Source organism: Actinoplanes sp. NPDC048967, assembly GCF_040649415.1.
Lineage (GTDB): Bacteria > Actinomycetota > Actinomycetes > Mycobacteriales > Micromonosporaceae > Actinoplanes.
Window position 1 is genome coordinate 578,740 of the sequence record NZ_JBEZFL010000002.1, and the last position, 15,279, is coordinate 594,018.

Genomic DNA, 15,279 nt, shown 5'->3' on the forward strand with positions numbered 1-15,279 from the left:
CCCGGCCCGCGCGGCGAGAGGTAGCACCGTGAGCAACGACGTCGTGGTGGCGCTGGATGTCGGCGGCACCGGCATGAAGTGCGCCCTGGTGCGCCCGGACGGCACGGTCCACCACGCCGAGCGGCACCCGACGCTCGCGGCCCGGGGTCCCGAGGCGGTCACCGCGAACATCCTCGACGTCGCCGCCGGCCTGGCCGACCGGGCCCGCGCGGACGGGTTGACCCCGGTCGCCGCCGGTGTCGCCGTGCCCGGCGTCGTCGACGAGGAGACCGGCACCGCTGTGTGGTCCAGCAACGTCGGCTTCCGCGACGTACCGCTGCGGGCTCTGGTCTCGGACCGCCTGGGCGTGCCCGCCGCGCTCGGCCACGACGTCCGGGTGGGCGGCATGGCCGAGGCCCGCCTCGGCGCGGGCCGCGAGGAACGGCACGTGCTCTTCATCGCGATCGGCACCGGCATCGCCGCCGCGCACGTGGTCGACGGCAAGGCGTTCGCGGGCGCGCACGGCGCGGCCGGCGAGGTCGGCCACGTCATCGTGCGGCCCGGCGGCCCACCGTGCGGCTGTGGTGCCCGCGGCTGCCTCGAATCGGTGGCGTCGGCGTCCGCGGTCGGCCGCCGCTACGTGGAGCTCTCCGGCATCACCGGGGTCACCGCCTCCGACGTCGTCACCCGCGCGGCCGCGGGCGAGGAGCTGGCCCGGACCGTCTGGACCGAGGCCGTCGAGGCGTTCGCGGACGGCCTGCTCACCGCCCAGGCGCTGTACGACGCCGGGATCGTGGTGCTCGGCGGCGGGCTCGCCGAGTCCGGGGAGGCCCTGCTCGCCCCGCTGCGGATCGCCCTGGACGCCCGGATCACCTTCCACCGGATGCCGCGGATCGTGCGCGCGGCCCTGGGCGACACCGCTGGCTGCCTGGGCGCGGCTCTGCTGGCCCTCGACACCCTGGAGGCACCCTCTTGACGGAGAAGATCAGCGGCCGCGTCGTCCGGCCCGGGGCAGTGGTCCCCGGGTACGTCGAAGTGGACGGGCCGACGATTCTGGACGTCACGGAACGGGGCCACCCGGGCGACGACATCATCGTCCCGGGTTTCGTGGACCTGCACTGCCACGGCGGCGGCGGGCACACGTTCACCCAGGGCGACCCGGCGGCGGCCCGCGCCGCGGCGGCCTTCCACCTGCGCCACGGCACCACGACGATGCTCGCCAGCCTGGTCAGCTCCCCGTACGAGCTGATGCGCGACGCCACGACGGCGTACCGGCCCCTGGTCACCGACGGCACGATCGCCGGGGTGCACTACGAGGGGCCGTACCTGTCCCACACCCGCTGCGGTGCGCAGAACCCGGCCTTTCTGCGCGAGCCGTCGCTGGCGGAACTGAGTGCCCTGGTCGAGCTGGGCCGGGGCGCGGTCCGGATGGTCACCATCGCCCCCGAACTGCCCGGCGCCCTGGACGCGGTGAAATACCTGACCGGGCACGGGGTCGTCGCGGCCCTGGGACACACCGACGCGACGTACGAGCAGACCCTGGCCGGGGTCGCGGCCGGCGCGACCGTCGGCACCCACCTGTGCAACGGCATGCGACCGGCTCACCACCGCGAGCCGGGTCCGATCATCGCCCTGCTGGACTCCCCCACGATCGTCTGCGAACTGGTCGCCGACGGCATCCACCTGCACGACGGGATGCTGCGCTTCGCGGCCCACGCGGCCGGACCGGCCCGCACGGCACTGGTCACCGACGCGATGGACGCGGCCGGGATGCCGGACGGCCGCTACGAACTGGGCGGCCAGGAAGTGACGGTCGCCGACCGGGTGGCCCGGCTGGTCCGCGACGGCTCGATCGCGGGCAGCACACTGACCATGGATGCGGCGTTCCGGCAGGCGGTGGGCGCGGGGCTGGACCTGCCGGCGGCGGCGGAGATGGCGGCGACGACACCGGCCCGCGTCCTGGGCCTGGCCGACGAGGTGGGGGCGCTGGAGGCGGGGTTGCGGGCCGATCTGGTCGTGCTGGCGCCGGATCTGACGGTCAAGCGCGTGATGCGCGCCGGCGCCTGGCTCTGACCGGCGTCACTGCAGCGGGAACGGTTTGCCCAGCGGCCTCTGCTCGAGGTCGTTCAGCACCTTCCGGCAGTCGATGTTGTGCGAGACGTACGGGTTGCCCTGCAACGCCTCGAACAGCGGGCGGTCCCCGTGCAGCTGGTCGGCCTCGTTGTGGCAGGTCAGCCGGTACTGCACCTGCGACTGCGGGATGCGCATGATGTACCGGGTGTCGGCGTGCAGGACCGTCACCCACTCCTCGTTCTCGTCGATCGGGTAGCCGACGAAGCGGTTGGCCGTCTCGATGGTCAGCTCATCGGCGCGGACCTGCCTGTTCTGGGTGGACACCACCGCCGGGTCGGTCACCTGGAAGGCCTGGGCCGAGACCCACGGGACGTCGAGGCTGAAGAGGAAGAGGCCGGCCATCGCGCCGGCGCCCAGGTAGACGATGGACAGCCCGCGCAGTCCGGACAGGATCCGGCGGCGGCGCCGGCCCAGCTCGCCGGGCAGGTCCGCCCACACCCGCCGGTAGCGCCGGATCACCATCTCCCACCAGACCGCCACCAGCAGCACAGCCACCCCGCGGACCAGGTAGGTCAGCGGTGAGGCCAGCGCTGTCAGGATGACCACGATCGCGATCAGGGGCCAGAAGGCCGGCCGGATCCGGTCCCGGAACATGACGGCGAACCAGGCCGTGCCGAGCGCGACGGCCGGCAGCACGTAGTACGCGTAGATGGTCACCGTGCCCAGCGCGACCTGACTCGGCGTCGCGACGAGCAGTGCGGTGGTGGTCGTGAGCGAATAGTGGGCGACCCCGTACGACTTGATGATGAACAGCAGCAGCAGGAGCGCTGATCCCACCGCAACCACGTCCCGGAATTCCGGGCCGGACCGGGGGTCAGGATCGCGGTGCACCCTCGAACGCAAATGGGAGAGGACTGCGGCCGGGTGATCGACGGGGCGGGCGTGGCGTCGGGACATCCTGGGAAGCGTCATCGCTGAGCTGTCCTCTCGAACCGCTGACGGTCCTGACGCCTCAGAGGGTAGGGCAACTACGCAATCGCCGGTGTCCGGTCACTCAGAGCTTTCGGAAGAGCGAGCGGGGGGCGGGGTCACGGAATACCTTTGGGGTCCCGAGACTCGCCGGGGACCTTAATTTACCCGCCCCCCGTAGCCGCGCGGTCCACGATGGGTCGCTCAGTCCGGCTCACTGGCCAGCATCGTAAACCGGGCCTACGACAAGAACTGCGGAGCCTGCAGTCCGGCCGGGCGGTCGATGCCGCGGGGCAGGCCGGGCAGCGGGATCGTGTCCCACGGGATGCGGGCCAGCAGCCGGGTCAGGATCAGGCCGAGCAGCAGTCCGGCCACCGAGTCGGTGATCCAATGGAAGGCCAGCCAGGTCGTCGTGCAGAAGACGATGGCCGGTGGCAGCACCCGCAACGCGAGGTACGCCCGCGGCGACAGCACCGGCCGGTCCAGCGACCGCAGCACCGCGTTGAGCAGCACCGCGATGACGCCGTACCAGGCCAGCGCGTTCGCCACGTGCCCGGACGGGTAGCTCATCGCCTCGATGCCGGAGGCGTGGGCGTTGAACAGCACCAGCCGGTCGGGGCCGTCGAAGGCCGGGGCCGCGCGGTCCAGCCAGATCTTCAGCGGGCCGATCGTGACGTAGGTCAGCACGAACACCGCGGCGAAGACCAGCAGCGGCCGTACCGAGCGCCGCCGCCAGGCCACCAGCCCGGCCAGCAGCAGCGCGACCGGCATCAGCACCTGGCCGCCCTGGCCGAGGTAGTTGAGCACCCGCAGCAGCACGTAGAACGGTGTCGGCCGGTGCGTGCCGGCCCAGTCGGCCACCCGCTCGTCCAGGGTCAGCAGGTGGCCGCGGGCCAGGGCGACGGTCAGCACGACGAAGCCGGCCAGCAGGGCCAGGTCGATCAGCCAGGGCAGCAGCCGGCCGCGTCTCGTCACTGTCGCCACCGGAGCCCGCATGGCGCATACGGTACGTCAGAGATACGACTTGATCTTGGCGTTCAGCAGGTCGGCGCGGACTCCGGAGTTGGGGCAGCCGCCGAAGTGGTGCAGCGCCACGACCCGGTTGGTCTTGCGGGACAGCACCGGGCTGCCGCTGGATCCGCCCTCGGTGTCGCAGTAGTACGAGACGTCCGAGTCCGCGGCGTACCCGTCGAAGGCGGGGTCCGCGACAGCGCAGGTGCCGGCCCGGGCACCGTTGCGCCCGGCGATCCGGGTCGGCTCGCCGGCCGGGTGCTGCGGCACGTAGAGCTCCTGGCCCTTCGCCGGCCGGGCGGTGTCCAGGCTCAGGTAGCCGAACTTCTGCACCGCGCGGAAGTTCTCCACCGTGAAGAGTGTGAAGTCCAGCACGTGCTCGGTGGCCAGCACCTTGTCGCCCCAGACCTTCGTCGGCTTGAAGACCTCGAAGCCGCCGCAGGTCGCGCACTGGTAGTTGAACCACACCTCGGTCTCGTACGCGTTCGCCGAGTTGTCGAAGCAGTGGTTGTTGGTCAGCATCCGGTTCTTGCTGCCGACCCGCCAGCCGGTGCACAGTTCGGTGCCGTTGATCAGCAACCGGGCGATGGCCTTGGAACGGGTGTAGGCCACCGGGTCGGCCGAGCGGTAGCAGACCGCGTCCTTGCTCTCGTCCGAGCCGCAGACCGACTCTTCCCGGCCCGTCCGCCCGGGGGCGGTGAGCTGGGACTCCGGCACGCGCGCCTGTTCCTGGCGCGAGTAGCCGCGGGCCACCTGGTCCACGTTCACGCCGAGCCGGCCGAGCAGCGAGCCGACCAGGTTGCCGCCCCCGCGGTGCATCTCGACGATCGCGGTGTCACCGGTGATCGACATGGCCCAGCGGTCGGTGGACACGCCGTCCAGCAGCCGCGGCGCGTCGTACCGGTAGGACTCGCGGCCCTTGCCGTCGGAGACCGTCACGTAGTCGCCCGGCAGCATCGCCATGCGGCTGAAGTGCACCTTGACGTAGGAGGCCCGCGGGTAGTGGAAGACCTCACGTTCCGGGGCGCCGTACCCCAGCAGTTTGTCGATCGACAGCAGCTCGCCGACCTTCTGGCGGCCGTCGCCGCCCTTGGCCGTGGCGGACTCGGCGGTCCGGCCGCCGGGCTCGGCCGGCGAGGCCGACGCGGACGCGCCGGCCTGCGGCTTCACGGTCCGGTCGTCGGCGCCGGCGTCGGCGGCCGGGCTGCTGCTCGGGGTCCCGGCCGGGCCGGTCGTGGCCGCGGGCTGCTGCGCAGCGACGGGGGTACGGGCTGACCGCGCCTCCTGCCAGGAGCCGACCGGGCGACCCTCGTCCGCCGAGTACTTCCAGGCCGCCGCACCGGCAGTGCCGGCCAGTGCCAGGGCCGCACTCGCCCCGACGACGATGCTCACCGCGCGTCGCAAATTCACTCCTGCCCCTCGAGTCACATCGCCGACATACGAAACAATCCGGCGATCTCGCTTCTGTGTAACGAGCCACGTGCGGCAGCGACGTGCGCCCCGCAGCGTGCACACTGGGCACGTGCGCATCACGTCCGCCCTAGTCGACCCGGCGCTGCTGGACCTGCCGTGGAACGTGCCGCTCGAGGAGTGGCCCGCGTCCCACCTGGTCGCGCTGCCGCAGGGCATCTCGCGGCACATCGTCCGCTTCGTCAAGCTCAACGAAACCGTCTACGCCCTCAAGGAGACCCGGGAACGGATCGCCGAGAAGGAGTACGACCTGCTCCGCGCCCTGGAGCGGATCGACTTCCCGGCGGTGGAGGCGGTGGCCATCGTCAACGACCGCCAGGACGACGACGGCGAGCCGCTGGAGTCCGTGCTGATCACCCGGCACCTGCAGTTCTCGCTGCCGTACCGGGCTCTGTTCTCCCACACCCTGCGGCCCGAGACGATGAACAGGCTGCTCGACGCGCTCGCCGCGCTGATCGTGCGGATGCATCTGATCGGTTTCTCGTGGGGTGACTGCTCGCTGTCCAACACGCTGTTCCGGCGGGACGCGGGCGCCTTCGCGGCGTACCTGGTCGACGCCGAGACGGGCAACCTCTACCCGAAGCTCTCCGAGGGCCAGCGCAGCGAGGACATCGAGATCCTGCGGCTCAACATCTTCGGCGAGTGCCTGGACCTGCAGGCCGCGGAGCTGCTGCACGAGGCGATCGATCCGGAGACCGTGGTCGACGACATCGTGGCCCGCTACGAGCGGCTGTGGCACGAGGTCACGTACGAGCAGGAGGTGCGGCGCGACGCCCGGCACGACATCGAGGGCCGCATCCGCCGCCTCAACGAGCTGGGCTTCGACGTCGCCGAGGTGGACATGTCCACCGTGGACGGCGGTTACCGGGTCCGGCCCAAGGTGGTGGACGCCGGCTACCACACCCGCCGGCTGCTGCGCCTGACCGGCCTGGACGCCGAGGAGAACCAGGCCCGGCAGCTGCTCAACGACCTGGACGCGTACCGGGCGGAGTCGGATCTGGTCGACGAGCAGCAGGCCGCGCACCGCTGGCTGACCGAGGTGTTCGAGCCGGTGGTCCGGGCGGTGCCGGCCAACCTGCGCCGCAAGCTGGAGCCGCAGGAGATCTTCTCGCAGATCATCCAGCACAAGTGGCTGCTGTCCGAACGGGCCGGCCGGGACGTGGGCATGGGCCCGGCCGTGCAGTCGTATCTGACCGACGTGCTGGCCCACAAGCCGGACGAGCAGGCGGTCCTGGGCGTCGAGGTGAGCGCCCTGACCGACGGCGAGCCGGTCAGCGCGGGCTAGCCGCCCTCGTCGAGCTGGGGCGTCGGCTCGGCGGGCGGCGTCGCGTGCTCGACCAGCGCCCGCAGGCCGGCCCGCCGGGCCACGATCATCACCCGGTCGCCGGCGGCCAGGATCCGCCGGGGGTCCGGCGCCCAGTCCACCCACTCGGAGCCGGCCACGGACAGCCCGATCACCCGTACGCTCAGCGGCCGGTCGGCCTGGCTCAGCGTCGCCCCGTCGAGCGGGGACCCGGCGTAGACCTGCACGCCGGCCACCAGCAGCGCGTGCCGGTCGACCGGGATCGTGGCGAGCACGTCGCGGTCCAGCATCGCCGCGGCGAACGCGGGCGCGGCCAGCCGGGAGACACTGCGCGAGCTGTTGATGGTGAAGGCGGTCTGCACCCGTTGGGCGAAGTCGTCGTCGAAGAGCCGCAGCACCACCCGCAGATCCGGGCGCACCGCGCGGGCGTTCAGCGCCGCCTGCAGGTTGGTGACGTCGTCGGTGGAGACGACGACCAGCGCCTTGCTGGTGGCGATGGAGGCCGCCCGCAGCGTCTCCTCCCGGGCGGCGTCGCCGACGATGAACGGCACACCCAGCTGCTCGGCGGCCTTCGCACCCCGGGCGTCGGCCTTGCGGTCGATCGCGACCACCTGTACGCCGAGATCGACGAGCTGGCGCAGCACCCGGGTGCCCACGTTGCCCAGCCCGACCACCACGATGTGGTCCTCGTGCCCGGCCGCGGCCCGTCCGCTGGACAGGGCCAGCCGGGCGTTCACCATGCCCTCGACCACCGCCGCCGTGATCAGCGGCAGCAGCGCCAGCCCGGCGATGGTCAGCACCAGCTGCGCGGCCTGCGCGACCCCGTTGCGTTCCATCTCCACATCGGACGAGCCGACCACCGTCAGCAGCGTCACGTAGATGGACTTCCAGAACCCGTTCACCCGGTCGGCGTGCACCAGGACGGCGCCGGACACCAGGGTGATGACCAGGGTGGCCAGCACGGCGATGCCGAGCTTGCGGCTCAGGGCGGCCCGCAGCGCCCGGCCCATCACCCGCAGCGGGCGGCGGCGCCGGCGGGCCCGGACCAGGCGCTGGGCGGCGACGGTCTGCCCGGCCGGGCGCCCGGTCGCCTCGGCCAGCACCAGGTCGGTGGGGCGCTCGGCCTCCGGCGCCGGATCGGCGGGCAGCACGTCGACCCGGCCGGCGCCGTCCGCCGCCGTCAGCGCGCAGACCACGTGCTCGGCCCGGACATCGGCGCGGCGGGCCACGTACAGGGTGCGGCCGGCCAGGCGGACGTGGGTCGGTGCCACCTCGCCGAGGGACGCGGCCACGAACGCGGGAGCGGCCATCGCGGCGTCGGAGAGCACCGCACAGTCGGCGAACAGGCGGCGGACGCCGTACCCCAGACCGGTGTTGAACATCCGGATCACCAGGCGCAGGTCGGGCTCGACGGCCTGGGCGCAGAGCGCCGCGTGCAGGTTGACCACGTCATCGGGCATCACCAGGGCGAGCGCCGCCGCGCCGGCCAGCCCGGCCGAGCGGAATGTGCGCTCGTCGAGACGGTCGGCCCGGATCACCCGTACGCCGCGCAGCGTGGCCAGGTCGGGCACGTCGGCCCGGAGCCGGGCCGGGACGATCACCGTGAGCCGGATCCGGTGCCCGGCGTTGGCCAGCTCCTCGGCGACCGTGTAGACCAGCGCGTCAGCGCCACAGACCACGAAGTGCGGGCGGGTGTCGGCGGTGCGCCGCAGCCGGGAGACCAGGGATCGGCCGGGTGGTTCGCGGGCTGGTTCGACGGCCATGGCGGCATCGTAGCCAGCGGATCATCGCTGCTTGAACCCGTTGCTCCCCGAACCCTCCATGCAGGCCACTCGTTGGCCTTTCCGACCGATTGGTCCGAGTTCATGCTGGAGGAGATCGATGCGCAAGTGGTTCTACGCCGGGGCGGTGGTCGGCGGTTTCCTGCTGCTCGGCGCGGCACCCGCGCAGGCTGATGTGGTCCCGGCACCGGCCGGCGGACTGCTGGGCTCACTGGGCGGCGGCGCCACCCAGGGGCTCGGGCTGGACCCCGCGGGTGGACTGAACCTCGCGAGCCCGCTGGACGGCTCGTCGCTCATGGACGTCAAGCCGGGGCAGAACTCCGCCGACCTCACCGGACCCGCGTCGGGCCTGGCGGCGCAGGACGAGGCCCGTACCCGCGAGGCGGATGAACCCGCCGGTCGCCGGCCGGCCGGTGGCTCGGCCCCGGCGGACCTGCCCGTGATCGGCGGACTCACCGGCGGCTCGTCCAGCGGCAGCCTGGGCAGCGGCAGTCTGGGCGGCGGCAGTCTGGGCGGCGGCGCATCCCGCGGCACGGGCGGCGGCCTGACCGGCGGCGGGTCGGGCGGCGGTCTGCCGACCGGCAACCTGAGCAACCTGATCCCGGCCAACCTGCTCGGCGGCGGCCTGCTCGGTGGCGGGCTCACCCCGGACGGCCGTACGGCGTCGGCCGAGGCGCCCCGCGAGTCGGCGCTGTTCGACGGTGGCGTGCCGCTGCTCGGTGGCCTCGGCGGGCTGCTGCCGGCCAACGAGACGCCGCGCACCCTTCCGGCGACCGGCGACGACACGCCCACCGGCATGCCGGCCGGCGGTACGGCCGTCGACCCCGCCCTGGTCGACCCGGTTCCCGGGAAGCCGGCCGACGGACCGACCGGCGACGACCAGGCGGCCGCGCCGGCCGCGGACCAGCCGGTCGACGACCCGCGCCTGCACGAGGAGCCGGTCGACGACGAGGCCGGCGGCAAGAAGCGGTCCTTCTCGGACGGTGGCCGGCCGATCGCCGGCGAGGACGAGGACTTCCGGTAGGACCGGGGACAAAAGCACGAGCCCGCCCCCGGTCAGCGCCGGGGACGGGCTCGTGGTGTCGGTGTTTAGTTGACCGCGCCGATCGAGACGGTGCCGCGGCCGACGACCGCGCCCTCGTCCGTGATCAGCGTCATCTCACCGAACAGGCTGCGACCGGCCGCGGGCGCTGCCGTGGCGGTCACCGAGCCGGTGACCTTGGCCGTGGCACCGTTGGCGAGGTTCAGCACCGTGGCCGGCACCGTCATCGCGCCCAGCGCCGGGCTCAGGAACACGTCCCGGTAGTCGTACTGCGTGCTGCCCGAGGGCACCGCGTAGCCGTCCACCACGACCGTGTACGTGCCGGCCGCCGGGTTCGGGATCGACACCGACTCCTCCGAGTCGCCGTCGGCCGACTGCGCGACCTGCTCGCCGTCGAGCAGAACCGTCAGGTCCAGGTCGGCCGCGGCGTCGCTGACGTTGCCGATCGCCACGTCGAGGCGCTGCGCACCGGCAGGCACGTCGACCGTGTACTCCTGGCTCGCCCCGTCCTCGATCGTCGGCCGCTGCGAGAGCGCGCTGCCGAGCGGGCCGCCGGTGGCGGTGAGCCGCAGCGGACCGAAGTTGTTCTTGACGGTCCAGCTGACCGGCGTGGCCGCACCGGCCGTGACGCTGGGCAGCTCGACCGTCGCCGGCTCCACCGTGACGCCCTGCACCTTGGCGGTCAGCTCGTACGGGTTGCGCAGCGACGGCGAGGTCCGGCGGGACTCCACCTCGAGCTCCCACACGCCCGGCATCGGGTTCTCGTACGCCCGCTCCTGCGGCTTGCAGGCGGCCCCGTCCGAGAAGTTGGTGTAACACGCCGTGCTGGCCGTGCTCTCGACCGGAACGCCCCACGGGTTGATGGCGATCCAGCGGGTCTGCGAACCGGTCGCGATGCCGGACAGGTCGACCTGCAGCGCGCTGGCGCCCTCGGGCACGGTGATGAAGTACGAGTCCGACGAGTTGCGCTCGACGGAACCCTCGACGGTCATGTCGAACGCCGGCTTCTTCGGCGCCACGCTGGTGACGACCGTGTTGAGCACCTCGAAGTCGGTGACGGACGTCTTCGGGTCGTCCACCTCGAGGATGGCGCTGTTCAGGCCCTCGGCCGGCGTCACCTGCACGGAGACGTTCACGGTCTTGTTCAGCGGCAGCGAGACCGACGACTGCGAGCGGAACGACCGCTTGTCGCCGACCCAGGAGAGCCGGTGCGTGACCGAACCCTTCGGACCCGACGTACGGGTGAGCTTGACGGTGTAGCTCTTCGACTGACCGGCCTTGAGGCCACCGGCACCGCTCGCGCAGCGGTTGTAGATGCCGGTGCCCTGGTTCGGGGTGTCGAAGTCGGCCGAGAACGGCGTGCAGACCGGCGCGGACGAGGTGTACCTGCGCGCCTCGACCGTACGGGCCAGCAGCGCCCAGGTGCCCGGAACGTCCATCAGGCCGTTGCCCTGACCGGCGACCGAGGTGTCCGCGATCCGGTCGGCCGAGGTGTAGAGCGCCCGGCGCAGCTGGGCCGGGGTGACGTCCAGGTCGGTCGCCCTGGCCGCGGACAGCAGCAGCGCGGCGCCGCCGGTGGCCTGCGGGGAGGCCATCGAGGTGCCGTTGAACATCGCGTACCCGGTCGGCAGGCTGTAGCCGGCCTCCGCGATGGCCGGCTGGTCCAGCCAGGTGTTGACGGTGGAGATGGCCGAGCCCGGCGCGGTCAGGTTGGGCTTGAAGCCGCCGTCCTCACGGGGGCCACGCGACGAGAAGTTGAACAGCGCGTTCTTCTTGCTCACCACGGAGCCGTAGTTGGCCAGCCAGGTCTCCTTGCTGACGCTGGCCGCCACGCTGACGACGTCGGTGGCCACCGACGGGTCGCCGATCGTGTTCACCCCCGGGCCGGAGTTGCCGGCCGAGATGAACAGCTGCACGCCGTAGTCCTTGATCAGCTTGTCGTACAGCTGGGCGCGGGCGTTGTTGCCGTCGTTCAGGGCGGGCAGGCCGCCGATCGACATGTTGACGACGTCGACGTGCCGGTTGACGACCAGGTCGACCATGCCGGTGGTCAGCGCGGCCGCGGTGCAGCCACCGCCCCAGGAGCAGGCCCGCGCGGAGACGATCTTGGCGCCGGGCGCCTGCCCGTCCAGGTTGGTGTTGCCGAGCATGTCGTTGGCGGCGGTGATGCCGGCGACGTGCGAGCCGTGCGCGTCCTCCGGGATGCCGATGTTGACGTAGTCGACCGTGCCGAGCCCGAGCACGGAAGCGTCGACGTCCTCGCGGTACTCGACAACGAACGGCATGCGCTCGGCGATCGCGGTGGCCGGGTTGTCGGTGCCGAAGTGCCCGACGTCGAACTTCTCCCGGTACGGCCGCATCACGGCGTCGTCGGTGAAGTCCTTGTTCTGGTTCGTGTCCACCCGGATGTCGTGGTTGACCGGGTTGTAGAGGATGCCGAACACGTCGGTGGTGTCACCGTCGCGGTTGACGTCGCCGCCCGGCTCACTGGCCGCGGTGATCGCCTCGGTGAAGCGGTTGACCTTCCAGGTGCCCGCGGGCGCCGTCCAGGTCGCGCCCAGATAGGTGAACGTCGGGCCGGCCACCTCGGTGGCCATGGCCCGCCAGGTCGCGTCGCCCTCGGTCACCGGGTCGGTCGCGGTCACCCAGTCGACGATCTTGCGCTCGCCGGTGGTGGTCTTCTGCAGCGCCGGGTGCTCCAGCTCGACGCCGGAGTCCATGATGCCGATCGTGACGCCGCGGCCGTCCCAGGTCGGGTGCTGCTTCTTGAAGGCGACGGAACCGATCTCGTTCGTCGGCATGTACGGGTTCGCGGCCGGCGTGGTCGCGCCCGGGCCGGGAAGCGTCGCTGCCTGCGCGGCACCCTTGGCGCCACCGCGCCTGCCCGCCTCCGGGTCGGGGAGCTTGACGACCTCGTCGAGGTCCACCGCCGAGATGCCGGGCAGCTTCGCGGTTCTGATCACCTTGGCGGTGGGGACCGAGGCCAGCACGTAGCCGACCTTGTCGTAGCGCTGGGCGACCGTACCGCCGAGCTTCTTGACCTCGGCCGCGACGTCGGACGCCTCGCCGGACTCGGTCGAGATGATCAGGGTGACGTTGCGGACGCCGCTGCTCTCGGCTTTGGCCAGCAGCTCGGCGTCGTGCGAGTCCAGCTCGTCGGTCGGGCCGTCCTTGGGGGTGGCCGGGTCCGCCACCGGGGCGGGAGCCGGTGCCCGCAGGGGCGCGGCATTCGCGGGTGCGGGGCCGCTCAGCGCGGCGGCGCTGACGACCACGCCCGAGGCGAGCAGCGCGGTGAGTGTGCGCCGGCCCCGAGAAGATTGTTGTCTCACGTACGGGTCCTCCGAGGAGATGGGCGCTCGGGGGGTACGAGCACCTCTGAAGCGGATCGTGGAGTTCACGCGCTTCGATGTCACTACGGGAGGACGCATCGTGACGAGGACGTGACATTCAAGATTGCGCATGCAACCCAGGTATCGACGGAAGAACTACGGCTTCAAAACCGTTGCACCGCAAGACATCCTGTTTCGAACCAGGACTTCAAGGGCTGAAGATCATCTGATGCAGACATTCCTTCCCTACCCGGACTTCCTCACCAGCGCCCGCGCCCTCGACCAGAAACGGCTGGGCAAACAACGGGTGGAGACCGTGCAGGTGCTGCGCGGGCTGACGCTGCCGACGTACGGCTGGCGCCACCACCCGGCGGTGAAGATGTGGATCGGCTACGAAGAGGCGCTCGTCCGGTACGGCCTCGACATGTGCGAGATCTGGATCTCCACTGGTCGGGCCGACACGACGGCCGCCACGATGCGGGCGGACGTCGCCGAGGCCCGCGGCATCACGGTGATCCGCACCCAGGACGAGCTGGCGGCGGCCGGTGAGCTGCCATCCTGGCTCGGCGACGAGGCGCTGCACCTGAGTCACCGGTCCGCACTGTTCCGCAAGGACCCCGACTTCTACCGGCCGCTGTTCGGCGAGGTCCCGGCCGACCTGCCGTACGTCTGGCCGCCCTCGGACCGGGCGCGCGACACCCCCTAGTGCCCGGACTCGATGCGGTCCGGCACCCGGCGCCCGGCGGCCACCGTGATCGCCACCAGCACCACCAGCAGCCCCGCGATCACCAGCACAGGCTCCGGACCGAACGGCGCCAGCAACGCCAGCACGGCCACCGCCGGATAGGCCACCACGAGCGCCCCCTGCTGGTGCGGACGAATGTGCAGCAGCCAGACGAAGAACAGATAGAGCGCCACCGGCACGGCCAGCGCGAACCCGGCCGTGACCCCCGAGATGTGCGCATGGTGGGTGGCGTGGTCGACCGCCACCGCGATGCCGACCCCGGCCGCCGCGGCCGAGCCGAAGATGAAGTAGTGGCCGTAGCCCCACAGCATCCCGGCCCGCAGCGAGGTCAGCAGCCCCTGCGCCGAACGGTCGAAGTACAGCCACCACAGCGCGAAGACGACGACCAGCCCGGCCACCGCGATCGACACCAGGTCGGCGACGTGATCGCCGGTGTCGAGGCCGGTGCGGATCGCGATCGTCGCCGCCGACACCGCCTCGCCCAGCATGATGATCGTGAACAGGCCGTAGCGTTCGGCGATGTGGTGCGGGTGCCAGGTGGTCGGGCCGCCCGGGGCCCGCTCGGCGATGATCGGCACCAGCAGCTCGGCGACGACCAGCACCAGGAACGACGGCGTGCCCCAGCCTTCCGGCAGCGCCAGCCGCAGCAGCCAGAGGACCTGGACGACAGCGATGCCGGCCGCGTACAGCAGTGCGGTGGCCCGGCGCTGCTGATCGGCGCGGGCGGCCCGCAGCCACTGCGCCACCATGGCCAGCCGCATGATCACGTAGCCGATCGTGATGCCGACGTAGTTGCCGTCGTCGAACGCCGAGGAGACGCCGGCCGCCAGCACCAGCGCCCCGGCGATCTGCACGAACGAGGTGATCCGGTAGACGTCGTCGTCGGTGTCGTACGCCGAGGCGAACCAGGTGAAGTTCATCCAGGCCCACCAGATGGCGAAGAAGACCATCAGGTAGCTGGTGACCCCGTCCCACACGTGGTTCTCGGAAACGGCGTGGTGCAGCGGCACGGCGGCCTGCGCCACCGCGACCACGAAACAGAGGTCGAAGAAGAGCTCGAGCGGGGTCGCGACGCGGTGGTTCTCGTCGGCCGACCGGGCCCGCATCGGCGTCAGCCAGCCACGCCGTGCCTCGGTGAACGTCATGTCGCCCCGTCTCCCCCAGTGAGATCCCAGTTCAGCAGCACGAACGGCGTCTGCTCGGTGGCGCCCGCCCGGCGGTAGGTGGCCTGTGCGGCCTCGTTGTCGACCTCGGTCGCCACCCACATGCCGTAACAGCCGCGCTCGCGGGCCAGCTCGGCCAGCGCCCGGACCAGGGCCGTGCCGACGCCGAGCAGCCGGGCGTCGGGCAGGACGCCCAGCTCGTACACGAACATCTCGGTGCCTTTGTCCGGGTGGGTGGTCTCCACCCCGGAGATCATGCCGACCGGGCGGTCGCCGAGATAGGCGAAGAGCAGATGGTGATCCGGCTGAGCGAGAAACTTCTCCGTCGCGGCCGCCAGCGGCGGCCCGTCGAAAAGAGCTGCCGCGAGGTGTACGGCCGCGACGTCCACGACCCGCTCGATGCGCATGGCGCCA

12 protein-coding genes are annotated in these 15,279 nt (G+C 71.9%); 5 read left to right on the forward strand and 7 right to left on the reverse strand.

Features of this window, described 5'->3' with window-relative positions; translation table 11 throughout:
• The first annotated feature begins 28 nt into the window (after nucleotides 1-28).
• Entirely contained in the window at nucleotides 29-955 is a 927-nt protein-coding gene (locus AB0C12_RS09455; RefSeq protein ID WP_360545954.1) for an ROK family protein, read from the forward strand.
• Entirely contained in the window at nucleotides 952-2,052 is a 1,101-nt protein-coding gene (nagA, locus tag AB0C12_RS09460; RefSeq protein ID WP_360545956.1) for an N-acetylglucosamine-6-phosphate deacetylase, read from the forward strand. The genes AB0C12_RS09455 and nagA overlap by 4 nt, the downstream gene beginning before the upstream one ends.
• 6 nt (nucleotides 2,053-2,058) lie before the next feature.
• Here the strand turns inward: nagA and AB0C12_RS09465 are convergent, their stop codons facing one another.
• The 3 genes from AB0C12_RS09465 to AB0C12_RS09475 all read right to left on the reverse strand — a co-directional run bounded on the left by AB0C12_RS09465 (nucleotide 2,059) and on the right by AB0C12_RS09475 (nucleotide 5,442).
• Complete coding sequence (locus tag AB0C12_RS09465) at nucleotides 2,059-2,889, reverse strand: hypothetical protein (protein WP_360545958.1); 831 nt, start codon at nucleotides 2,887-2,889, stop codon at nucleotides 2,059-2,061.
• 372 nt (nucleotides 2,890-3,261) lie between these two features.
• Nucleotides 3,262-4,017, reverse strand: a complete 756-nt coding sequence (locus tag AB0C12_RS09470) for a phosphatase PAP2 family protein (protein ID WP_360545960.1) — start codon at nucleotides 4,015-4,017, stop codon at nucleotides 3,262-3,264.
• A gap of 15 nt (nucleotides 4,018-4,032) precedes the next feature.
• On the reverse strand, nucleotides 4,033-5,442 hold the full coding sequence (locus AB0C12_RS09475; protein ID WP_360545962.1) for a serine protease: 1,410 nt from the start codon (nucleotides 5,440-5,442) through the stop codon (nucleotides 4,033-4,035).
• Nucleotides 5,443-5,554: 112 nt separating this feature from the next.
• Here AB0C12_RS09475 and AB0C12_RS09480 point away from each other — a divergent pair, with 112 nt between their 5' ends.
• Complete coding sequence (locus AB0C12_RS09480) at nucleotides 5,555-6,787, forward strand: DUF4032 domain-containing protein (protein ID WP_360545964.1); 1,233 nt, start codon at nucleotides 5,555-5,557, stop codon at nucleotides 6,785-6,787.
• Here the strand turns inward: AB0C12_RS09480 and AB0C12_RS09485 are convergent.
• Complete coding sequence (locus tag AB0C12_RS09485; protein WP_360545966.1) at nucleotides 6,784-8,568, reverse strand: NAD-binding protein; 1,785 nt, start codon at nucleotides 8,566-8,568, stop codon at nucleotides 6,784-6,786. The genes AB0C12_RS09480 and AB0C12_RS09485 overlap by 4 nt on opposite strands.
• Before the next feature lie 118 nt (nucleotides 8,569-8,686).
• Between AB0C12_RS09485 and AB0C12_RS09490 the strand changes: the two genes are divergently transcribed.
• Nucleotides 8,687-9,610, forward strand: a complete 924-nt coding sequence (locus AB0C12_RS09490) for a hypothetical protein (protein WP_360545968.1) — start codon at nucleotides 8,687-8,689, stop codon at nucleotides 9,608-9,610.
• A gap of 65 nt (nucleotides 9,611-9,675) precedes the next feature.
• On the opposite strand, the gene AB0C12_RS09495 is transcribed toward AB0C12_RS09490, so the two are convergent.
• Nucleotides 9,676-12,957: a S8 family serine peptidase gene (locus tag AB0C12_RS09495; protein WP_360545970.1), complete on the reverse strand. Its 3,282-nt coding sequence runs from the start codon at nucleotides 12,955-12,957 to the stop codon at nucleotides 9,676-9,678.
• A 229-nt stretch (nucleotides 12,958-13,186) separates the two neighbouring features.
• Here AB0C12_RS09495 and AB0C12_RS09500 point away from each other — a divergent pair, with 229 nt between their 5' ends.
• The gene (locus AB0C12_RS09500) at nucleotides 13,187-13,663 is read left to right on the forward strand and encodes an MSMEG_6728 family protein (protein WP_360545972.1); all 477 of its coding nucleotides are present in this window, start codon (nucleotides 13,187-13,189) and stop codon (nucleotides 13,661-13,663) included.
• On the opposite strand, the gene AB0C12_RS09505 is transcribed toward AB0C12_RS09500, so the two are convergent.
• Nucleotides 13,660-14,847, reverse strand: coding sequence for a low temperature requirement protein A (locus AB0C12_RS09505; RefSeq protein WP_360545974.1), 1,188 nt, complete (start codon nucleotides 14,845-14,847; stop codon nucleotides 13,660-13,662). The genes AB0C12_RS09500 and AB0C12_RS09505 overlap by 4 nt on opposite strands.
• The gene (locus AB0C12_RS09510; RefSeq protein WP_360545976.1) at nucleotides 14,844-15,272 is read right to left on the reverse strand and encodes a GNAT family N-acetyltransferase; all 429 of its coding nucleotides are present in this window, start codon (nucleotides 15,270-15,272) and stop codon (nucleotides 14,844-14,846) included. Before AB0C12_RS09510 ends, AB0C12_RS09505 begins: the two co-directional genes overlap by 4 nt.
• Nucleotides 15,273-15,279: the final 7 nt, after the last annotated feature.